Consider the following 21,272-nt stretch of genomic DNA (forward strand, 5'->3'; position numbering starts at 1 on the left):
CCTTCCAGCCGGGGGGCTGACGTCCCGTTTACGCCAGTTACCGGCATATTACCCTTTTTGATCCCTTTCGCAGCTTGTCCTCACAAAACCTTTCTAGCTGCGGAAACAGCGAAACGGGTGTTATGGGGTAGAACGGCGAGTTACGTCCGTATAGCAGGCAGCGTTGACTCAGCGTGGACGCGTCATACGAGCTCAGCGATTACCTGACCATGGCACGCCGGCACTGGTGGATTGTCCTGCTGGCACTCACAGCGGGACTTGCTGCGGGCTACGCCTACAACGACCAGTTACCGCGCGAATATGTGTCGGCCGCTCAAGTTCTCGTGCGGCCAGCGGGCCAGGACGCCAATGTCGCCGGTGGACGGACGCGCGACGAGATCAACCTCGACACCGAAGCTCAGCTGGTGCGCTCGACAGCCGTGGTCAGCCAGGCCGCCGCCCGGCTCGGCCGTGACGACATCGAGGCGCTTACGGCACGAGTTGCGGTGGAGGTGCCGCCCAACACTTCGGTGCTTCAGATCAAGTTCAACGCGACGACAGCGGCCGAAGCCCAGGCGGGCGCTCGCGCTTTCGCCGAGTCGTATTTGCACAATCGCGAAGAGAACGCCAAAGCGACACTGACGGGCCAGATCGAGTCACTGAAGGGCAAGCTCGCGGAGCTCACTAGCGAGTTGACGAAGATCAATACCCAGCTCGCGACCGCTCGCAGTGGCTCGTCGGCATACGCCACTTTGGACAGCCAGCGGGACATGACGGTCGGGCAGATCAATCAGCTCACCGGGAAGATCAATGGCTTGACGACGGAGACTGTCAGCGGTGGTGTGATCATCCGGGACGCTCGCCTGCCCGGAAAGCCGGTCAAGCCCAACACTCCCGTCAACGTCGCCGCGGGAGCCGTCCTCGGGCTGCTCGTGGGCTTCGCGACGGCCGGTCTTCGGGAACGGTTCGACCGTCGCGTGCGCGGCCGCACCGACGTGACGAACCGTTGCGGCATCCCGGTGCTGGGCCAGATCACGGACAAGGCGGTCCCGCAAGACGATGTGTTCGCGCCGTTCTCAGGTGGCGGAAGAGCGTTCAACCGTCTGCGCAACGAGGTCGTCGCCGCGATGCAGCCCGGCGAGCAGGTCGTTGTGGTCACCGGCGCGAGCCGGGGCGCGGCGGCCACCAGCGTCGCGGCAAACCTCGCGGCCGCCCTGGCCCGCACCGGCACCAACGTGGTGCTCATTGGCGCCCACGCCCCGGACTCGCTCATCGACCCGGCCCCACTCGCCCGGCTCATGGGCGTCTCCCCCGCGCCGGGACTGTCCGATGTGCTCGCGGGACGGGCCAACCTCAGTGAGGTCACGCAGCGGGCGGCCCGCAATCCCACATTGCGCGTGATCACCGCCGGCGCCACTGGCAGCGCGGCCGGGCTGCTGCAGTCTCAGGCACTGCGCGAGATGGTGGATACGTTGCGTGGCAACGCTGAATATCTCGTCATTGAGGCACCGTCCACGTCGACCGGTGCCGATGCCCAGTCGCTGGCCAGCCTCGCCGACGCGGCTATCCTCGCGGTCGAGGTCCGGCGGACCCGCCGCCCCGAGGTCAGTGACGCGGCCGAACAGTTGCGCCGAGTCGGCACGCCACTGCTCGGAGCGGTGATCATGCCCCGGATCGCGCCGCGCAAACAGCCGGCTCTCGAAGCGGCCGAGCCAACCGTGGTCATGCCTCCGCCCGGCCCAGAACTCAACGGTCATGACGACCTGCCGCAGGACCAGACGGAGATGCTGTCCACTCTGGACCCAGAAACGCTCGCGGCCCTGGATCAAGCCACCGGCCGATGATCGCGCTGCTCGGCTTCTATCCCCTGTGGTGGCTGCTCGGCCTAGGGGTGCTGATCTTCCCCATCGCGGCGGTGCTGATGGCGATTTCGCTTTACCGTCAGCACCGCCGATGGCGCGTCACGGGCGAAGACCCGGTCCGCATGCCGCCAGGGTTTGTGCTCTGGCTTCTTTTTTGCCTCGTCGTGGTGGCCGGGATCGCGGCGCTCAACGCGGAGCCAGACGGCGCCGTCGCGGGTGGCTTCAGCGACCGCATCATCGGCGTGACCTACCGGCTCGTGCAGTACGCCTCGCTCACAGTGCTTCTGATCTATGCGGGCAGCCAGCCGTTGCGCCGGCTCAGCCAGCGCCGCCTCGTCCTGCTGCTCGCGTGGCTGTTCGTCGTGACCGTCGTGGGTGGACTGCTCGGCACCTTCGCCGGTCACCTGGAGATGACGTCCCCGGTGGAAATGCTGTTGCCCAAGAGCTGGACCGGAAAGGGATTCATCAAATCCCTCGTCCACCCGTACGCCGCACAGCTGCACGAAATCGTCGGCGACCCGTTGCCACGCCCGGCCGCGCCCTGGGGCTACACCAACACCTGGGGCAACAACTACTGCCTGCTCATGGGCTGGTTCGTCGTCGCCCTGTGGAAATACACGAACAGACCACTCATCCGCGCGGGCGGAGCAGCCGTGCTCGTGCTGTCGCTCATCCCGGTCGTGCACTCGCTCAACCGTGGTTTGTGGATTGGCATAGGCGCGGCTGCTCTGTTCCTCGGCGTGCGCCAGGCACTGGCCGGCAAGGCCCGCCCGTTGATCGTGGCGGTGGCCGCGAGCGGCGTCCTCGCCTTCGGCACGGCCGCCTCCCCGCTTGGCGACGTGATCGAGAAGCGCCTGGACAACGGAAAGTCCAATGGCGTGCGCATGTTCCTGACCGAGCGGGCATTAGCCGGGATGCAAGAGTCCCCTGTGCTCGGCTTCGGCACGACACGCAACACCATGGGCGGACGGCAGTCGATCACGGTCGGGGAGAGTGAGGGCTGCGAACGCTGCGGCAACTTCACCATCGGCGGCAACGGTCAGCTCTGGCAACTGCTCTTCGCCCACGGGCTCGCGGGCACGCTGGCCTACTTCGGTTTCTTCGGTTACGGGCTGTGGCGCTTCCGCCGTGACCGCTCCGCGATCGGACTGGCCGCCTCATGCGCGATAGCTGGCTCTTTCGTGGCCGCCCTCTGGTACAACTCGCTGGTCACGCCCCTGGCCTTCACGTTTGCAGCCTATGTGCTGCTTTGGCGCAACAACATGACCGATGTCGCCGTTGAACCCACGGTCAGCACAAAAACTTCTTCAGCGGAGGCAGGGCACGCATGAGCGAGCAACAAAGTAACGCGGTGCCAGCGTGAGCCTCAAGACCGCTCCCGCACAGCTGACCGCGGGTGACGCGGAGCTGCGCGGGCAATATTTGCGGGAGGTGCTGGCCCTGCTCTATCCCACGAGTCCGGCCGGCACGACCGGGCAGGCCTCGACCGAATATCTCGTCATCCCGGACGCGCGCCGTCCGAAGCTTCTCGTTCCGATGGGCTCACGCCGGGTCGCCATCGCCGCCGTGCGCCGCTTCACTGAACCGCAGAGCCGCATGGCCCGGCTCAAGCGCGACGCCGTGGTGCTGGCCTTGCGCTCGGGCACGTGGCCTGCTTTGTTGCGGGACCGGGTCCGGTGCTCGAGCGCGGACAGCATCGACACCTATTTGAAGTCCGCCATCGGCCAGGACCTGCGCGTCAGCGTCCACATTGGACCTGCCCGCGCCAACCGCAAGCCCGTATTACAGCTCCTCAACGCCACCGGCGACACACTCGGCTTCGCCAAACTGGGCACGGGTCCGCTCACGAGACGGCTTGTGCGCTCGGAAACCGCTGCGCTGCAAGCACTTTCGCATGTTAAGCTCAGCCGGGTCACGGTGCCCACGGTGTTGCATGCCGGGCAGTGGCACGGTCACCAGGTTCTTGTGCAGTCACCGCTGCCGATCTGGCTGCCCCGGATTCCGTTGACCAGCTCGCGGTTGCAGCAAGCCATGCTGGAGATCGCCGGAGCCTGTGGACACACTCAGGGCTGGCTCGCGACGAGTGCTTACTGGGCGGAGTTGCGCTCCCGGCTAAGCCAGGTCACGGATCAAGAAGACGGCGCCGCGCTAAACACCGCCGCGCGGCGCCTCGTCGAGCACTGCTCCGATCTGGGGCTGCGCTATGGCGCCTGGCACGGCGACTGGGCCCCGTGGAACATGGCCAGCACGCCCGACGCACTGCTCGTCTGGGACTGGGAACGGTTCACCCCGGGCGTGCCACTGGGCTTTGACGCTCTGCACCACGATCTGCAATGGCGTCTGCAATCGGGCGTTGACCCACGCGAAGCGGTGGAGCAGACGATCCGCAACGCGGGCGGGTTGCTCTCACCGTTTGAGGTCGTTCCGGACAGCGCTGAAATCACGGCACTGCTTTATCTTGTTGACCTCGCGGCCCGTTATCTGGCCGACCGGCAGGCTGAAGCCGGTGCGCGCCTTGGCGTTTTGGGCACGTGGCTGCTGCCGGTGCTCGTCGAGCGAGTAGGACGGCTGTAAGGTGAACGGATTGCCTCCGGCGGTGATTAACGCCGTCCACTTTGGATCGCGGTCGGTTGGCCGGCTCACGGCTCCGGCCCGCATGCTGCCGTCGTTTCTCATCTGCGGCGGGCAGCGCTGCGGGACGACGTCGCTCTACCGGGCGCTCGCGGCACATCCGCTCGTGCTCAAAGCGGTGCTGCACAAGGGTGTGCACTACTTCGACACGAACTATCACCACGGAATGAACTGGTATCAAGGGCATTTCCCGCTGCGGATGACCGCCACGCGGGCCGAGAAGGAATATGGGCTGCCCGCTCAAACGTTCGAGTCGAGCCCTTACTACCTTTACCATCCGCACGCGCCCGCCCGGATCGCCCGTGATCTGCCCGGTGCCAAAGCGGTGGTGCTCGTGCGGGATCCGGTCGAGCGGGCGTATTCACAGCACGCGCACGAAGTCGCCCGTGGTTTCGAGACGGAACAGGACTTCGCGACCGCCCTTCAGCTTGAGCCGGTGCGGATGCGGGGGCAGATCGAACGCCTTATGGCCGATCCGCTCGCGTATTCGTTCTCGCATCAGCATCACGCCTACCGGGCTCGTGGGGAGTACGCGTCTTATTTGGAGACGATGGCCGAGCACTTGGGCCGCGAGAACATCCTCGTGCTGGAAAGCGAGCTGTTCTTCGCTGACCCGAAACCGGCCTACGACACGGTGCTCAACTTCCTTGGGCTGCCACACCTCGGGTACCCGGAATTCGAGCAGCACAACGCCCGGCCCCGCGTGAGCAAGCTGGACCCACAGCTGCGCGCGGATCTCACCGCCCACTTCGCCGAGCACGATCTGGCCCTAGAGCAATGGTTACTGCGCACTCCCGTTTGGCGCGCATGACCGCTGATTCACTGAAATCCACCCGGCTTCCGGCGCAACGCGACGAGGCCAAGGCCGGGCTGGTCGGCGCTGCCCGGGGTGGCTTGGCCAATCTCGTGGGCGCCGTCATCGCCGCCGTCGCCGGAGTGGGCGTGACGTGGCTCGTGGCGCGCAGTCTCGGGCCGGAGCAGGCAGGCTCGTTCTTCGCGGCGACGTCAGCTTTTGTGTTAGCGGGAAGCATCGCCCGGCTGGGCACCTCCACCGCGCTCGTGTACTGGCCCGCACGCCTTCGCGCACAAGGACATCCCGAACTGATCCGCGCCTGCCTGCGCGCTGGGCTCGTTCCCGTTGCCGCGCTGAGCATCGTGCTGGCGATCGTCTTGTGGTTCGCCGCGCCACACTATTTCCCGCATTATCAAGCGCCGCTTCGGGTGCTGGCCGTCTTTCTGCCCCTGGCCGCCTTGGCCGAGGCCCTTCTGGCAACCACCAGGGGGTACCGGATGATGCGCCCGACCGTGGTCCTAGACAAGATCTCGCGGTCCGGCGGGCAGTTGCTCGGCATCGGATTGCTTGCCCTGTTCGGCTTCACCGCGTCGGTCGCCGAGTGGGCGTTCGCGTGGGCGCTGCCCTATGTGTTCATCTTCATCGCCGCGGCCGTGCTCGTGGGGCGCAAGGTGCCGCGGACCGGCCCTTCGCACGGCATGGCTGGCGAGTTCTGGCGCTTCACGGCACCGCGCGCGATCGCCAGTGGCGCCCAGACCGCCCTGCAACGCGTCGACGTCATGCTGGTGGCCGCATTGGCGGGGCTCGTCCCCGCGGCCGCTTACGCGGTCGCGGGCCGCTTCATCGTCGTCGGCCAGCTTGCCAACGGTGCCATTTCCCAAGCGGTGCAACCACGGCTGGCCGAATCACTGTCCATTGGCGACAGAGCGACCGCGCGCGGGCTCTATCAGACAGCGACCGCGTGGCTCGTGCTCATCTCGTGGCCACTGCACTTGCTCGTGCTGAACTACGCCGGGTTCTACCTGAAGTTCTTTGGTCCCGCTTACGTTTCGGCCGTGCCCGCCGTGCGCATCCTCGCCCTCGGCATGCTGATCGGCACCGGGTGCGGCATGGTGGACATCGTGCTTTCCATGGCAGGGCGCACGACGTGGAATCTCATGAACGTCCTCATCGCCCTCGGCACGATGATTACGCTCGACGTGCTGCTGATCCCCGCACTCGGCATCGTCGGCGCCGCCATCGGGCTGGCCGCGGCGGTTGTCGTGAACAACCTGCTTCCCTTGGCACAGCTGGGCATCTCGCTGCGCCTGCACCCCTTTGGCAAACAGACACTCACGGCGATGGCCCTCGCCGGATTCAGTTTTGGTGTCATCCCTGTGCTCACCGGCCCGGCCGGGGCCGGCCTGGGCATCGCGGCCTATGCCCTCGGGCTGTGGCTGCTTTCCACCCGGCTGGAATTGGCGGTCATTCTTGCTGCGAGGAGGCGGCGTGCGCGCTGACTACACGGAGATCTTCCAGGACGAGGCAACTGTCGAGAAGTACGAACATGTCGTCTTCGCGCCTGACAGCTATTCCTCGGCGATCAGCAAGCGGCAGCGCCATTACTTGCGCAGCCTCGTCAAGCGGGCCTTCCCCTACCGGCGGCCGGTTCAGCATGACTTCGCCTGCGGAACCGGCCGGGCGATCAGGCTGCTGCACGGTCTAGTGCGCGGTGCGCACGGCTATGACACATCGGCCCAGATGCTCGCCAAGGCCTCCGAGATCGGTGCCTACGCTGAGCTGCATCACATTTCCGCCGTGGGAGACGTGCCCGAGCCGCAGCCAGCCGACTCCCCCGTGCTAGTAACCATCTTCCGGCTGCTGCTCAATGTGGACGAAGAAGTCCGTGATCGGGCCGTGGCGTTTAGCGCCAAGGCCTTGCGCAACTATGACGCGGGCTTGCTCATCGTGGAGAACCATGGCAACCGGCAATCGCTTCGGCACCTGAGGCACCACCGTCATCAGGAGTCGCCGTGGTTCGCCGAGCTGGACCACACCGAGATCGCCGAACTCCTGGACCGGCACGGGTTCACCGTCGTCGAGCGCCGCGGCTTCGCCTTGTTCAGCCGCGGCTGGTACGGCAGGCGCTGGCTGCGTCCCTTCGCGACGTTCCTCGACGACGTGGCCGCCCGCACCTCGTGGTTCAGCCGCTGGTCCGTCAACGTCCTCTACGTCGCCCGCCGCACCCGTGTGGAATAGCCGCCTTCGCCAGGGCCGTGCATCCGCCCGGCATGCCTTCACCACCATCGCGCGTGCCATGGCGTGCCGGCCGACAGGTTCGTGGGTGAACCGGCGCTTGGTGGTCAGGGAACCTCTCCGCGGCACCACTGCCATCACGCGCGCGTGGTTTGCCTTCGCTGTTGCTGGTTTGGCCGCGAGCGCAGCCGGGTGTGACTCGGCGCGGCCGGTATTTCAGGAGCCGATCGCGGTCGCGACGGCGACGCCGGCCGTGACGGGACCGGTGAAAGCGCCCACGCACGGGGCCTGGTTTGGCGCGTGGGTGAAGCCGGACAGCTACTCCCAGCCTGGCCGCTACGACGCGATCACCAGGTTTGAGGAGCAACTCGGGCGGCCGCTGGACATCGTCAACACCTATCGACGGCTGCATGAGGACATCGCGACCGAGTCGGATCTGGCCTTTCTGCGCGACGGCAAGACCTTGATGATCAGCTGGGCTGGATCGTCCAGTGTGGACATTCTCAGTGGCGCGATCGATGACGAGATCCGGCGGCACGCCAGGCAGGTCAAGAGCCTGCGCCAGCCGGTGCTGTTGCGGCTGCGCTGGGAGATGGACCGGCCCAACCTCGCCGCCTCGGTCGGCTCGCCCGAGTCCTATCAGGAGAGTTGGCGTTACGTCCGGCGGATCTTCGCTGAGGAGAAGGCACGCAACGTCTCGTGGGTTTTTTGCCCCACCGCCGAAGGGTTCGCCTCGGGGCACGCTGCCGCCTTCTACCCAGGCGATGATCAGGTCGACTGGACTTGTGTTGATGTATACGCCGGCTCTGACCTAGTACCCATGAAGGAATTGCTGGAGCCCTATCTGCGGTGGGGCGCGCAACGGCCTAGGCCCATGATGGTTGGCGAATATGGGGTTAGCCGGGCATGGCCATCATCGCAGCGCGCGGCTTGGCTGACCGCCGCGGCCGATGTCTTCCGGGCCAATCCGCAAATCAAAGCGGTGCTCTACTTCGAATCCGATCCTGAGGACCGCACCGAGCACGGAGTGTTTTCCGTGAGCGATGACCCTGAGGTGCTTGAGGCGTTTCGCGACACAGCCCGTGACCCCTGGTTCCACGCGCGGTAAGGCGTTTGCGTTACGACGCACAGGGTATGGGGGTGCCATGGCAGAAGAACATGCGCTCATCGCCTCCGTAACCGAAGGAATGGACGTCGTTGACAGTGACGGCGAGGCCGTTGGTTCCGTCGTGCTCGTCAAGATGAGCGACCCCGACGGGCTGGCCGACCCTGACGCGCACGATGGCGAACCAGCCGTGGAGCCAGAAGAGGTGACGCCGCTGATCCGCTCCGGCTACATCAAGATCGCGCACACGGATCTGCTCGGCAGCGATAAATACGCCTCCGCCGATGAGATTGGCGATCTCAACAACGACACCGTCATCTTGACCGTGCCGACGAGCCAACTGGTGGTGGCGAGCTAGGCTACCGTCGCTTTTGGACAGCCGCGGATGCCAATAGCTTCATGGCATAGGGCGCGTCGTGGGCGAGATAGCGCCCGGCGAGACGGCCGGGTTCTTTAGCTAGGCGGTGTGCCCACTCGAGCCCTGATCGCTGCATCCAGAACGGTGCGCGCCTTTGCTGTCCCGCGACAAATCCGACCGCGGCTCCGCAGCCAAGAAACCAGGCCTCAGGCAACTCCGGGCGCAGGTCAGAGATGACACGCTCCTGCTTGGGGAATCCGATGCCCACGTAGACGAAATCCGGCTCTGCATCGATAACTTTGTCAAGCACGTTCGCGTATGTGTCGGGGTCATGTTCGAAACCGAAGTCCGGAGCGTGATGCCCGGCGATCTGCAGCCCTGGGCACGACGCCGCTAACGCTGCGGCGGCTCGTTCGGCACCGTCATACATGGGCGCGGGCGCGCCACCGAGCACATAGACCGACTTCCTCGCCCGGCCAAGCGCCGCGCTGAGCGTCCAGATCAGGCCCGAGCCGGTCACGCGTTCCGGCAACGGCGTGCCCGCGAGACGGCTCGCCCACACCAGCGGCATGCCATCGGCAACGATCAGCGTCGCGTCGCTAAGAAAGCCCCTCACCTCGGCACCGATGCGCCCGTGAGCGCTAGCCAGCCGCAAAATATCGACGTTGGGCGTGACGATCCGCCCACCTTTGCCCTCAGCAAGTGCCGTGAGCACCCGGTCAGCCACAGTTTCTTCCGTTACCGCGTCAAACCACTCCCCGCCGATGCGCACCCGGCGGCCGTAGACAGTACCGGCAAAACTCATGAAAACGGACTTTACAGACTAATCGTTAGTAGGTCTGTGAAGACGCGCGTGCTGTACATCGGCGGCCTGGGCCGCAGCGGGACCACCCTCATCGAACGGGTGCTTGGCGAACTGCCAGGCATGTGTGCCCTAGGCGAGGTGGTGCATCTGTGGCAGCGGGACTTGCGGGACAACGAACGCTGCGGCTGCGGTTCGTCGTTCCACGACTGTAGCTTCTGGACCGCTGTGGGCGACCTCGCCTTCGGTGGCTGGGCGCGCGTCGACGTGCACCGCATCTTGCAGCTGCAGGAGCTCGTCGAGCGCACGCGCCACATCCCCATGCTCGCCGCCGGGCACAAGCGTGACTTCAACGCGCTCGCCGTTGAGTACGCGGAGTATTACGCGGCCATCTATCAAGCCGCCGCGACGGTCAGCGGGGCGGCCGCCATCATCGACTCCTCCAAGCACAGCGCGCTGGCTTGGTGCCTGCGTTACAGCGAAGAGATTGATCTGCGGGTACTCCACGTCGTGCGCGACCCGCGTGGCGTCGCGTATTCGTGGACCAAAACCGTGGCTCGCCCGGAAACCGACGGCCGCTCTGAGATGACGCGCTACACGCCCGCTCGCAGCGCGGTTTTGTGGAACGCGCACAACGCCGCCTTCGGTTTGCTGCGGCAACGTGGAGTGGCGGTGCGGCGCTTGCGGTACGAGGATTTCCTAGCCGATCCGCGCGGCACCGTGGACAAAGTCGCCGCGTTCGCTGGGCTGGACACGTCAACCGCCGAGCTGTCGTTCCTCGGGTCGGGCTCTGTCCAGTTAGGACAGTGCCACAGCGCGGCCGGAAACCCCATGCGCTTCACCGTCGGCGAGGTCCCGCTGCGCCCCGACGACGCCTGGCGCACCGCCCTGCCCCCACGCCAGCGAGCCATCGTCGGAGCCGTCTGCGCGCCGCTCCTGCGCACCTATGGCTATCCCCTATCCAGCTCGGCACCCTTCCCCCGCATTCCCGTCACCGCCACGTCGCGCCCTTCCCGCCCCACCTTCGCTTCCCCTCCGCCTTCTTCTCTTTCACCCACTTCCCTTTCCCACGACCCCGTTTCGTCCGGGCCACCTTCCCTTTCCGCCGAGCCACTTAGCGCGCATGCCGGCTCGCCCGCTTCGCCGTCGGCCACAAGCCCCGGCACGCTCGCAACTGATGGCGCTCCTACTGAGCCGAATGCTGGCGTTGCACCGCACTCGTTCGCCGTTTCTGGCGGAGAGGGTGCATCCGCATCGGAGGGTGGTTCCTTTGAGGCGGTTACCGTTCCCGTCCCGCGTGTGGTTCCCGCTTCTCGTGCTTCTTCGCCCAGTGACGAGATGCTTGGTGGCGAAGAGGATTACGGGTTCGATGACGGCGAGCTGGTTCCGCTGCTTGATGAGCCACGGCCCTTGGGGCGTGATCAGAAGGCGGTTGGATCACGTCTAGACGGATCTGGATCACCGGAAAAGGAAACGGAGCCGGAAGAAGAGTGGCTGTCCGTGTGGGGACTTGAGGAAGAGGTAGCACGGTGAGCGCGCCCAGTGTTGGCGTGGTCATCCCGACCCGGGACCGGCCGGAACTCTTGCGGCGCACCATCGCCGCGGTCCGTAAGCAGGACTATGCGGGGCAGGTGCGGATCATCGTGGTTTACGACCAGGAGGAGCCGGACTGGCGCCTGGCGACCAATGAAGAACCGGCCGTCATGGTGCTCGCGAACTGGCGTGACCCCGGCCTCGCGGGCGCGCGCAACACGGGAATCATGGCGCTCGACACCGATCTCGTCGCGTTCTGCGACGACGACGACGTGTGGCATCCCGAGAAGCTGAGCAAGCAAGTCGCTGCGCTCAAAGACGGTCTATTCGCCACGTGCTCGATTGAAGTCGAGTTCCAGGAACGTGTGCACCCGCGCCTCGCCGGCTGCGAAACCGTGACGGTTGATCAGCTAGCCCGGTCTCGCATGGCGATGCTGCACTCGTCGAGCTTTCTGGCGCGAAGGACAGAGTTGTTAAAGGACGGTGCGATTGGACCGGTCGCCGAGGACGCTCCCGGAAGCCAGAACGAAGACTGGGACCTGCTCATCCGGGCCGCTCGGGTGAGCCCCATCGTGCACGTGGACGAACCGCTCGTGCGAGTGTTGTGGGGTCGCACCAGCTTCTACGCCAACGAGTACAGCACGAAGATCTCAAGTCTGCGCTGGATGATGGCGCGGCATCCCGAGATCGCGGGCTGCCCGCCGGGCGCGGCACGGGTTTATGGGCAGCTGGCCTGCTGGTCGGTCGCGGCCGGGGATCGCAAGAACGCGTGGCGCTGGACCAAACAGACCGTCAAGGCCAACTGGCGTGAGCCGAGGGCGGTCATCGCGCTGGCCGCGCTCAGCCGGGTCACGAGTGTCGAGCGAGTGCTCGGGAGCCTGCACAAACGTGGGCATGGCATCTAATTGATCGTGCGCTATTATGTTGGAACATGTTTGAAAGAGATGAGTTCCAGTGAAGCGCACTTCAATAGATCTTGCTGATGGGCGCGAGCTCATTTACTTCGACGAAGGTGACGACGCCGCGCGGGCGACGGTCGATCGGCGGGAGCTGCCAGCTCAAGGCGCCCCAGCGCAACTGCGCACCGACCCGTTGACCGGTGACGTCGTCGCCATCGCGGCGCACCGTCAGGCCCGCATCTTCTTGCCGCCCAGCAACGAGTGCCCACTGTGCCCGACCACGGGTGACTTCCTGACCGAGGTGCCCTCGGACAGCTATGACGTCGTGGTGTTCGAGAACCGCTTTCCTTCTTTCGCCGGCGAGACGGGCCGCTGCGAAGTCGTGTGCTTTTCTAGCGACCATGACGCCAGCTTCAAGGATCTAAGCGTCAGCCGGGTGCGCACGGTGCTGGACGCCCTGGCTGACCGCACCGCCGAGCTGTCTCGCCTGCCGCAAGTGGAGCAAGTGTTCTGCTTCGAGAACCGGGGCGTCGAAATCGGCGTGACGCTGCACCACCCGCACGGGCAGATCTACGCGTTTCCATACGTCACCCCGGTTACCCGTCGCTACCTGGAGCTGTGTGAGCAAGCGGGCGTGAACCTCTACGGTCAGATGCTGGAGCGTGAGCGCGCTGGCGAACGGGTTATCGCTAGCAACGAGCACTGGACGGCGTTCGTGCCCTATGCGGCGCGGTACCCGTACGAAATCCATCTCGCCCCGCATCGCCAAGTCGCCGACCACACTGAGCTGACCGCCGAGGAGCGGGACAGCTGCGCCCCACTTTGGCTGGAGTTGACGCAGCGCCTGGACGGCCTCTTCGGCGTCGCGATGCCGTATATCGCCGCGTGGCACCAGGCTCCCGTGCGGACGGGCCGCGACCTTTCCTGGCTCTACCTGCGGCTGTTCAGCGTGCGGCGAGCGCCCGGAAAGCTGAAATACCTCGCGGGCACCGAATCGGCCATGGGCGCCTGGATCAATGACATCTCGCCAGAACAAGCGGCCGCTGCGCTCCGGGAGGTAACCCTCTAAGTTGGTCTCATGAGGATCGAGGCCGAACCAGGAGCCGAACTCGCCGTCCGCCACCGTGAAGGGGCGGGCCAGGCATTTTTGCTAGTGCATGGCCTATCCTCCAACGCGCTGTTGTGGGGCGAGACAGCCGGGCACCTGGGCGGTCATCCCAGTTATGCCGTCGACTTGCGCAGCCACGGTCTGTCGTCAGTGCCCGACTCCGGCTATGACACCGCAACGGCAGCCGCCGACCTGGCTGTCGTCATCGAGACCCTGGGACTTGAGCGCCCGATCGTCGTGGGCCAGTCTTGGGGCGGCAACGTGGTCACACGCCTGGCTGCCAAACACCCGGAACTCGTTGGTGCCATTGGGCTTGTCGACGGTGGCTGGATCGATCTGCCAGCGGTCTTCAGCGACTGGGAGGAGTGCCGCAAAGCGTTGCGGCCACCCGACATGAGCGATGTGCACGTCGACAAGCTGCGTTCCTGGATCACCAAATCGCACCCTGACTGGTCAGAGCAGGCGGTCGAGGCGACCGTCGGCAACTTCCATGTCAACGCCGACGGGATGCTGGGGCGGCGCCTGTCCATCGAGCATCACCTGCAGATCCTGCGCTCCATGTGGGACGGTCCGCCGTGGGAGGATTTGCCACTCATCACCGCACCGGTCCTCATGTTGCCCGCTTTGGCACCAACGGATCCCAAGGCGGAACGTGTGAGCAAGGCCGCGTCACTTTGCGCGAACGCGCGCATTACCTGGTACCCCCAAAGCGATCATGATCTTCATGCCCAGCACCCGGAGCGACTCGCCAGCGACCTGTTGACCCTCGTGGAACCGCGATGACAAAACTGTTGGTAATCATGGGGTCTGGCGAGACCACCCCCACCATGATTAAGCCACACCGCCGCATTTTCGAGTCGCTGCCTGGCGATAGCGCGGTGTTGCTTGACACGCCATATGGCTTTCAGCTCAACGCTGATGAGATCAGTGCCCGCACGGTGGCCTATTTCGCGCAGAGTGTGGGCCGGCTCGTGAAAGTGGCGTCGTGGCGGGCGACTCCGCCAGCCGGGCTGGAGCGTGAACGGCCGCTGACCGCCTTGCGTAGCGCCAACTGGGTCTTCGCCGGCCCTGGATCACCTACGTATGCGTTGCGCCAGTGGCGTGACACCGAATTGCCCTCGATGCTGACCGAAGCCGAGGCACTGGTGTTCGCGAGTGCGGCGGCGCTAACCCTTGGCTCACATACGATCCCCGTCTACGAGATTTACAAGGCCGGCCTGGATCCGTATTGGGAACCGGGACTGAATCTCTTCGAGCAGCTGACTGGCGTCCCCGCGGTGGTGATTCCGCACTACGACAATGCCGAGGGCGGACACCACGACACCAGGTTCTGTTACCTGGGCGAGCCACGTCTGTCCTATCTGGAGCGTCAGTTGCCCGAAGGCACCCTGATCGTCGGCGTTGACGAGCACACCGCACTGATCTGCGACCTTGAAGCCGGCACGGCGACCGTGGTTGGCAACGGCGGCCTAACGCTGCGGCGACAGGGCGAGAGTGTGCGGCACGAAACCGGTGCGGTTCTTCCGCTGACGCTCGACTCCCCGACGGGCACCTTTATCAGCGCTGTGCCGGTCATCGATGAGCCCGTGCACGAAGCCGCCTCGGTGCGCGAAGTCGCCGACGCCTGGGCAAAACGTTTCGACGAATGCCTTGGCGCCCAAGACGTCGACGGTTGTGTCTCGTCCATTTTGGAGCTAGAGCAGGCGATCACGGAGTGGACAGCCGACACCAACGTCTCCGACGATGCCGACCACGCGAGGGGCATCTTGCGCGGCATGATTGTGCGCGTCGGAGCACTTGGTTCGGGTGCGGTGCCGTTCGTCAGCCAGCTGGTCCAGTTGCGTGAGCAGGCCCGCGAGCGCAAGGATTTCGCCGCCGCCGATCAGATCCGGGTGGCTCTGGCCAACGGCGGCGTCGAGGTCAGGGACACTCCAGACGGTCCACAGTGGACGATCACTGACTTAGCAGGATAGCCACAGCGGGCACCGCGATCGCGGCGAAGATGAGGCTAGCGAACATCACGATGCGCTTTCGGCGCCGTGAACGGACAGCTTTGCGGGCCGCCGCGGTGCCCGGCGGGCGAATGCGTCCCGTGGTCTCATCGAGGTATTCGGTGAACACATCTTCGACGAAATCGCCATCGAACTCTATCGTCATCATTTCCCCCTCGACGCGAGCTGAGTAAACAGCGCGGACCGTCCCCGGGAGAGCCACGACTTCACCGTTCCCTCAGGCACGCCTTCTTGCTGAGCGATCTCCGCCACCGACAGATCGCCTATGTGATGCAAAATTACGGCACGGCGCTGGTTTTCCGGGATGCCGGACAGTGCCCACACCAGGGCAACGCGTTCCGGCCCGGGGCCGACCTGGCTTTCCTCGCGCTGTTTGGCGAGGTAGGTGCGGGCGACTTTCTTATGCCGGTACTGGCTGGTCGCCAGGTTCCACGCGACGCGGCGCACCCAGGCGGCCGGGTCCTCGTAGGTGGAAACTTTCTTCCACCTGTCCAGAGCGCGGCAAAAGGCCTCCTGCACGACGTCCTGCGCCTGCTCAAGGTCACCGAAGTAGGCGTTGACTTGCAGCACCAGTTTCCGGAACTGAGCGGTGTAGAGGTCTTCGAAGTCCGGTGGGCTCACCTTGTTCCTCCCCGCTGTGGGCTTGTCAGGCACAACACGAATTAGGCGGTCCCCGGGTTGCAACCATCTTTTTATCCAGTACGCTCGTACTGCTAAGCCGCCTAAGCAAGGAGCCCATACGACATGGCGAAGATCAAGGTAAACAACCCGGTCGTCGAGCTCGACGGCGACGAGATGACCCGGATCATCTGGAAGCAGATCCGCGAGCAGCTGATCCTGCCATATCTCGATGTCGAGCTGGAGTACTACGACCTGGGCATGGAGCACCGGGACGCTACCGACGACCAGGTGACCATCGACGCCGCCAACGCCATCAAGCGGCACGGTGTTGGCGTGAAGTGCGCCACGATTACTCCGGATGAGGCCCGCGTCGAAGAATTCGGCCTCAAGAAGATGTGGAAGTCCCCGAACGGCACCATCCGTAACATCCTCGGCGGCGTGGTCTTCCGCGAGCCGATCATCATGAGCAACGTGCCGCGGCTCGTCCCGGGCTGGACCCAGCCGATCATCATCGGCCGTCACGCTCACGGCGACCAGTACAAGGCCACCGACTTCGTGGTCCCCGGCCCCGGCAAGGTCACCATCAGCTTCCAGCCCGAAGACGGCAGCGAGCCGATGGAGTTCACGGTTGCCGACTTCCCCGGCGGCGGCGTCGCCATGGGGATGTACAACTTCGACGACTCCATTCGCGACTTCGCCCGCGCGTCGTTCCGCTACGGCCTGGCCCGCAACTACCCGGTCTACCTGTCGACCAAGAACACCATCCTCAAGGCCTACGACGGCCGCTTCAAGGACCTGTTCGCCGAGGTCTTCGACGCCGAGTTCGCCGACCAGTTCAAGGCCGCCGGCATCACCTACGAGCACCGGCTCATCGACGACATGGTCGCCGCCGCGCTCAAGTGGGAGGGTGGCTTCGTCTGGGCTTGCAAGAACTACGACGGTGACGTGCAGTCCGACACCGTGGCCCAGGGCTTCGGCTCGCTCGGCCTGATGACCTCCGTGCTCATGACGCCCGACGGCAAGACCGTCGAGGCCGAGGCAGCGCACGGCACGGTCACCCGGCACTACCGTCAGTGGCAGAAGGGCGAGAAGACCTCCACCAACCCGATCGCCTCGATCTTCGCCTGGACCCGTGGCCTGGCCCACCGTGGCAAGCTCGACGGCACGCCGGAGGTCACCAACTTCGCTGACACGCTGGAGCAGGTCATCATCGACACCGTCGAAGGCGGAGCGATGACCAAGGACCTGTCGCTGCTCATCTCGAAGGATGCGCCGTGGCAGACCACCGAGGAGTTCATGAACACCCTCGACCAAAACCTCGCCCAGCGCCTCGGCAAGTAGTTACTACGGAAAGCGCCCGCGGAGTTATCCGCGGGCGCTTTTCTATGCTGTCTTCCACATGATGGTGGTGGGATGGGTTGGGCCGTAAGGGGTTAGGGTGTTGAGCTGGACGCTGTGGGTGCCTGTGCCGCGATCGGGGAAGATCCAAGGGTCGCCGAGCGCGTAGTCCACGTCGTCGACGCGGTATCCGGTCGCGAACGGATGGGCGGGATGCACTTGCAGCGCAGGCTTTTCGGCCTCAACTGTGAACGACAACGCGATCTCGCTCAGGTCGGGGTAGGCGTGCTCAGGGGAGGCCACCATCGTGGGCAGCCGCACGGCGTGGCCTTCGAAGAACGGCACCACACGCTGCGAGGGCCACATCACGCCCGTGGCGAAAGCGAAAGCGAAGTAAGTCCACCAAAGGTCGAGTTCACTGTCGTCAAAGGACTTCCGTAAGCCGGCAGTTTCCGCGCGGGTCCCCAAGCAGTAAAGCTCTTGCAGCTCAACAACTCCCAGCGGCGTCCCGTCGGCTGACACCCAGTAGAGGCCGTTCTGCCCGTCGAGGACGACCCACTTGTTGAGATTGTCGATCCAAGCCTCGCTGACCTCGTGACCCGTGCCCACGCCAGCGTGATGGGTCGCGTTGAGCAGGGCGACGCGGCGGGCCGGGATGCCAAAGGCGTTCAGGGTTTGGGTGAGCACGACCGTGTATTCCTTGCAGGCGAACCGTCTGCCGCGAGCCACCTCGTCAAGGATCTCCAGTGCGCTGGCACCAACGAGGTGATCGTTGGAAGTGTGCTCCCAAGCGTGCGTCACCCACGACAGCAACGCTTTCGCCGTCTCCCACGCATCACTGGGCTCAACAGGAACCCGGGCGCGAAGCTGAGTCTCATCGCTGGCCCGGAAGAGTTCCAGGGGCGCTGTCGGCCGGATCGTCGGCCATTCGAGCAACTCCAGTGGCGCGGCAGGCGTATTGGCCGCCATCGCGGCCTGGAGCTGGGTCCAATCGGGCTCGCTGGCGAAGGCCATGGACAGCTGCGGTTCATGAATCGACGGCTGGAAGAAACCGGCCGCGACAGCTTCGTCCAAATAGGAGCGAGCGCTGGCCTCGCCTAGATTTCGTGCGGCAACCGCGATCAGAGGCGCCCAGACGTTGACCCACTGCTCGTGGTCGGCACGCAATTGGTCGCGCAGGGCGAAGATTCCAGCCCAGTCATAGGCGCGTGCCAGATCGATAGCATTGCGGCGCAACTCTGCGACCATAGTGCCCTCCCCGTTTGGGCCGGAATCTACCGCGCCCTGACGAGGAAGGGCAACACGCTTGCCTAGACTGAAGTCGTGAAGGTCATTTCGCAACGGATCGGCTCGGTAACCGTCACCGCCCTAACTGACGGCGTCGGCACTTTCTTTACGCCCCGCGCGGAAGCGTTCGCCTCCGCCTCCACAGCAGACTGGGCACGCGCTGACGCTTTAGATCCTGGCGCGGTGACACCCGAAGGCGAATGGCTGCTGCACTTCCGGGTCTTCGCCATCCGCCCCGATGACGGACCGGTCACCCTCGTTGACGCCGGCATCGGCCCGGCTGACGCACCCGCCAAAACGTGGGCACCCGTGCCCGGCCGGCTCCCCCTCGAACTCGCGCTCGCTGGCATCGACCCCGCTTCCATTGAAACCGTTGTGCTGACTCACCTGCACACCGACCACGTCGGCTGGGCGGTCTCAGGACTGTTCCCCAACGCGGCGATCCTGTTGCAGCGCAGCGAACTTGACTGGATCTCACCGCGGATGCGGGAGCTGCTGCCCGATAACCAGCTGGTGCTCCTGGACGGAGACTCCCGCCTTAGCGCCAGCACACGGATCGTCGCCACGCCCGGGCACACCCCTGGGCATCAGTCTGTGCTCGTGGACTCCGGTGACGACCTGATGGCCGTCACCGGAGATCTGCTCGTTCACGCAATGCAGCTGGTGGCCCCGCTCACGGCGTACTCGAATGAAATGGATCCTGAACAGGCCGCGGCCTCACGGACCTCATTGTTCGCGACGGTGAAGGGGCGGGACGGCTTGCTCGCCACCCCGCACCTCACGGAACCGTTCGTGCGGCTCTAGCTCCAGGTGACCGAGCCCCGGCCCGCCTTGGCAAGCGCGTCCTGAATTTGCGAGAAGTGTTTGCAGCCAAGGAATCCCTTGGGATTCATCGGGCTGGGGTGACCCGCTTCCAGCACAGCGTGATGCGCGTTGCGGACGAGGCTTTTCTTCTTGCGGGCGTAAGCGCCCCACAGCACGAACACCACCGGGTAAGGCGAGTCGTTGACAGCCTTGATCGCGGCGTCGGTGAAGTGTTCCCAGCCCTTATCGGCGTGACTCGTCGGCTGTCCACCCCGGACGGTCAGCACCGCGTTGAGCATGAGGACGCCCTGCTTGGCCCACGGCGTGAGGTCGCCATTGGACGGTGGCTTGACGCCGAGGTCGTCTTGCAACTCCTTATAGATGTTGCGCAAGCTCGGCGGAACGGACACTCCCGGCCGGACGCTGAAGCTGAGCCCATGCGCCTGACCTGGCTTGTGATAAGGGTCCTGGCCTAGGATCAGCACTCGCGTCTGCGCCGGGCTGGTCAGCCGGAACGCGCTGAACAGATCCTCAACGGGCGGGTAAACCGGGCCCGCCGCATATTCACTGTCCACAAAGGACGAAAGACTCTCGACAATCGTCAAGTCGAGGTGCGGCTTCATCACATCGCGCCACTCCGGCGGAAGAAGCTCAAGCAAGTCCATTCTCAGCCAGCTCCACTACGTTGGTCAGCAGCATGGCGCGGGTCATGGGACCAGCGCCACCGGGGTTCGGAGTAAGGAAACCAGCAACCTCCGACACTTCTAGCGCGACATCCCCAACGACACGCTTCTTTCCGTCAACGATTTCGCGTGAGACGCCCACATCGACGACGGCCGCGCCCGGCTTGACCATGTCCGGCGTGATCATCCGCGGCACCCCAGCAGCCGCGACAATGATGTCGGCCTTGAGCGTGTGAGAAGCGAGATCGCGGGTTCCGGTGTGGCACAAGGTAACCGTGGCATTCTCGCTCTTGCGGGTGAGCAGCAGGCCGAGTGGGCGGCCGACCGTTGTGCCACGTCCAATCACGACCACTTCGGCGCCAGCGATCGGCACCCCGAAGCGCCGCAGCAGTTCCACGATCCCCTTAGGAGTGCACGGCAGCGGTGCCTTCGCGTTCAGCACGAGGCGGCCAAGGCTCATCGGGTGCAGACCGTCGGCGTCTTTGGCCGGGTCAATGAGTTCGAGCACGCGCTGCTCGTCGCGGCCTTTGGGCAGCGGCAGCTGCACGAGATAGCCGGTGCACGCCGGGTCGTCGTTGAGCTCCCGCACCGCCTGCTCGATCTCTTCCTGCGTGGCGCTTTCGGGAAGGTCTTTACGAATGGACGCGATGCCAACTTCGGCGCAGTCCTTGTGCTTTCCGTTGACGTACCAAACGGAGCCCGGGTCTTCGCCGACCAGGATCGTGCCCAGGCCCGGGGTGATACCCGCGGCCTTCAGCTTGGCTACGCGTTCGGTTAGGTCAGCTTTGATCGCGGCCGCGGTCGCGATGCCGTCCAGGACTGTTGCCGTCATGCCTTAGATCCTGCCAGCGACACGGGTGTGCAGCTGAACCGGGCGCCCATCACTTTGCGTGACAGTTAGATGGATCACGAAACGATAACGTGAACTCCGTTTCCATACTCTGGGAATCCGTATCTGGGACATTTCACTTCAACCCGGAGTCGCACGTGTCCGTTTGGGCACGTCGCCGAGGTGTTCAGAAGATCGGGCATACTATCGCAAATAGTCAGATAACTTTGTGTTTAGCAATACCAAGGCAAGGTGGAATCCGCAAGTCCCAATATCTCAATTGGTTGCTTAGTTGTGACCTTCGAGTTTGTGAGCGCCCGGACTTCGTCCTACCTTTGCCGGATGTTGCACTGCGTGACATTGCAGGTCTGCCCTGCCTTCGTCACGCGTGAA

At 64.8% G+C, this 21,272-nt stretch carries 21 protein-coding genes; 15 read left to right on the forward strand and 6 right to left on the reverse strand.

What is annotated here, in order from left to right; all coding sequences use genetic code 11:
* Positions 1–173: 173 nt before the first annotated feature.
* From A3E1_RS0108515 to A3E1_RS0108550, 8 genes are all read left to right on the forward strand, one after another.
* Complete coding sequence (locus A3E1_RS0108515) at positions 174–1,823, forward strand: tyrosine-protein kinase domain-containing protein (RefSeq protein ID WP_020520335.1); 1,650 nt, start codon at positions 174–176, stop codon at positions 1,821–1,823.
* Complete coding sequence (locus tag A3E1_RS39505) at positions 1,820–3,172, forward strand: O-antigen ligase family protein (RefSeq protein ID WP_020520336.1); 1,353 nt, start codon at positions 1,820–1,822, stop codon at positions 3,170–3,172. The genes A3E1_RS0108515 and A3E1_RS39505 overlap by 4 nt, the downstream gene beginning before the upstream one ends.
* 28 nt (positions 3,173–3,200) lie before the next feature.
* A complete protein-coding gene (locus A3E1_RS0108525; protein WP_020520337.1) occupies positions 3,201–4,415 on the forward strand; it encodes a hypothetical protein in 1,215 nt (404 codons plus the stop codon).
* Position 4,416: 1 nt separating this feature from the next.
* Positions 4,417–5,283: a sulfotransferase domain-containing protein gene (locus tag A3E1_RS0108530; RefSeq protein ID WP_020520338.1), complete on the forward strand. Its 867-nt coding sequence runs from the start codon at positions 4,417–4,419 to the stop codon at positions 5,281–5,283.
* Positions 5,280–6,764 (forward strand): lipopolysaccharide biosynthesis protein, encoded by a 1,485-nt coding sequence (locus tag A3E1_RS39510; protein ID WP_020520339.1) that lies wholly within the window; start codon positions 5,280–5,282, stop codon positions 6,762–6,764. Before A3E1_RS0108530 ends, A3E1_RS39510 begins: the two co-directional genes overlap by 4 nt.
* Positions 6,754–7,503 carry a class I SAM-dependent methyltransferase gene (locus A3E1_RS0108540; RefSeq protein ID WP_020520340.1) on the forward strand — a complete coding sequence of 250 codons (750 nt, stop codon included), beginning with the start codon at positions 6,754–6,756 and terminating at the stop codon, positions 7,501–7,503. Before A3E1_RS39510 ends, A3E1_RS0108540 begins: the two co-directional genes overlap by 11 nt.
* An 85-nt stretch (positions 7,504–7,588) precedes the next feature.
* On the forward strand, positions 7,589–8,608 hold the full coding sequence (locus A3E1_RS0108545) for a glycoside hydrolase family 26 protein (RefSeq protein ID WP_020520341.1): 1,020 nt from the start codon (positions 7,589–7,591) through the stop codon (positions 8,606–8,608).
* 37 nt (positions 8,609–8,645) lie between these two features.
* The gene (locus A3E1_RS0108550) at positions 8,646–8,963 is read left to right on the forward strand and encodes a hypothetical protein (RefSeq protein ID WP_020520342.1); all 318 of its coding nucleotides are present in this window, start codon (positions 8,646–8,648) and stop codon (positions 8,961–8,963) included.
* Between the two features lies 1 nt (position 8,964).
* Here A3E1_RS0108550 and A3E1_RS0108555 read toward each other — a convergent pair whose 3' ends face one another.
* Entirely contained in the window at positions 8,965–9,768 is an 804-nt protein-coding gene (locus A3E1_RS0108555) for a WecB/TagA/CpsF family glycosyltransferase (protein WP_051104896.1), read from the reverse strand.
* A gap of 36 nt (positions 9,769–9,804) precedes the next feature.
* Between A3E1_RS0108555 and A3E1_RS45600 the strand changes: the two genes are divergently transcribed.
* The 5 genes from A3E1_RS45600 to A3E1_RS44570 are packed head-to-tail and all read left to right on the forward strand — an operon-like array spanning position 9,805 to position 15,278.
* Complete coding sequence (locus A3E1_RS45600) at positions 9,805–11,298, forward strand: sulfotransferase (RefSeq protein WP_020520344.1); 1,494 nt, start codon at positions 9,805–9,807, stop codon at positions 11,296–11,298.
* The gene (locus tag A3E1_RS0108565; protein ID WP_020520345.1) at positions 11,295–12,203 is read left to right on the forward strand and encodes a glycosyltransferase family 2 protein; all 909 of its coding nucleotides are present in this window, start codon (positions 11,295–11,297) and stop codon (positions 12,201–12,203) included. Before A3E1_RS45600 ends, A3E1_RS0108565 begins: the two co-directional genes overlap by 4 nt.
* Positions 12,204–12,252: 49 nt before the next feature.
* Complete coding sequence (galT, locus tag A3E1_RS0108570; RefSeq protein WP_020520346.1) at positions 12,253–13,266, forward strand: galactose-1-phosphate uridylyltransferase; 1,014 nt, start codon at positions 12,253–12,255, stop codon at positions 13,264–13,266.
* A 9-nt stretch (positions 13,267–13,275) separates the two neighbouring features.
* Positions 13,276–14,088, forward strand: coding sequence for an alpha/beta fold hydrolase (locus A3E1_RS0108575; RefSeq protein WP_020520347.1), 813 nt, complete (start codon positions 13,276–13,278; stop codon positions 14,086–14,088).
* Positions 14,085–15,278, forward strand: a complete 1,194-nt coding sequence (locus A3E1_RS44570) for a CysS/YqeB C-terminal domain-containing protein (RefSeq protein WP_020520348.1) — start codon at positions 14,085–14,087, stop codon at positions 15,276–15,278. The genes A3E1_RS0108575 and A3E1_RS44570 overlap by 4 nt, the downstream gene beginning before the upstream one ends.
* Here A3E1_RS44570 and A3E1_RS0108585 read toward each other — a convergent pair.
* Positions 15,259–15,462 carry a hypothetical protein gene (locus A3E1_RS0108585; protein WP_026208232.1) on the reverse strand — a complete coding sequence of 68 codons (204 nt, stop codon included), beginning with the start codon at positions 15,460–15,462 and terminating at the stop codon, positions 15,259–15,261. The genes A3E1_RS44570 and A3E1_RS0108585 overlap by 20 nt on opposite strands.
* On the reverse strand, positions 15,462–15,938 hold the full coding sequence (locus tag A3E1_RS39525; protein WP_020520350.1) for an RNA polymerase sigma factor: 477 nt from the start codon (positions 15,936–15,938) through the stop codon (positions 15,462–15,464). The genes A3E1_RS0108585 and A3E1_RS39525 overlap by 1 nt, the downstream gene beginning before the upstream one ends.
* A gap of 123 nt (positions 15,939–16,061) precedes the next feature.
* Between A3E1_RS39525 and A3E1_RS0108595 the strand changes: the two genes are divergently transcribed.
* Entirely contained in the window at positions 16,062–17,279 is a 1,218-nt protein-coding gene (locus A3E1_RS0108595; protein ID WP_020520351.1) for an NADP-dependent isocitrate dehydrogenase, read from the forward strand.
* Positions 17,280–17,321: 42 nt separating this feature from the next.
* Here A3E1_RS0108595 and A3E1_RS0108600 read toward each other — a convergent pair whose 3' ends face one another.
* A complete protein-coding gene (locus A3E1_RS0108600) occupies positions 17,322–18,524 on the reverse strand; it encodes a transglutaminase domain-containing protein (RefSeq protein WP_020520352.1) in 1,203 nt (400 codons plus the stop codon).
* Between the two features lie 75 nt (positions 18,525–18,599).
* Between A3E1_RS0108600 and A3E1_RS0108605 the strand changes: the two genes are divergently transcribed.
* Positions 18,600–19,367, forward strand: a complete 768-nt coding sequence (locus tag A3E1_RS0108605) for an MBL fold metallo-hydrolase (protein WP_020520353.1) — start codon at positions 18,600–18,602, stop codon at positions 19,365–19,367.
* Here the strand turns inward: A3E1_RS0108605 and ung are convergent.
* Positions 19,364–20,032 carry a uracil-DNA glycosylase gene (gene ung / locus A3E1_RS0108610; RefSeq protein WP_020520354.1) on the reverse strand — a complete coding sequence of 223 codons (669 nt, stop codon included), beginning with the start codon at positions 20,030–20,032 and terminating at the stop codon, positions 19,364–19,366. The two genes, A3E1_RS0108605 and ung, sit on opposite strands and share 4 nt — an antisense overlap.
* On the reverse strand, positions 20,019–20,882 hold the full coding sequence (locus A3E1_RS0108615) for a bifunctional methylenetetrahydrofolate dehydrogenase/methenyltetrahydrofolate cyclohydrolase (protein ID WP_020520355.1): 864 nt from the start codon (positions 20,880–20,882) through the stop codon (positions 20,019–20,021). Before A3E1_RS0108615 ends, ung begins: the two co-directional genes overlap by 14 nt.
* Positions 20,883–21,272: the final 390 nt, after the last annotated feature.

The sequence above is a fragment of the Catelliglobosispora koreensis DSM 44566 genome (assembly GCF_000379685.1).
Lineage (GTDB): Bacteria > Actinomycetota > Actinomycetes > Mycobacteriales > Micromonosporaceae > Catelliglobosispora > Catelliglobosispora koreensis.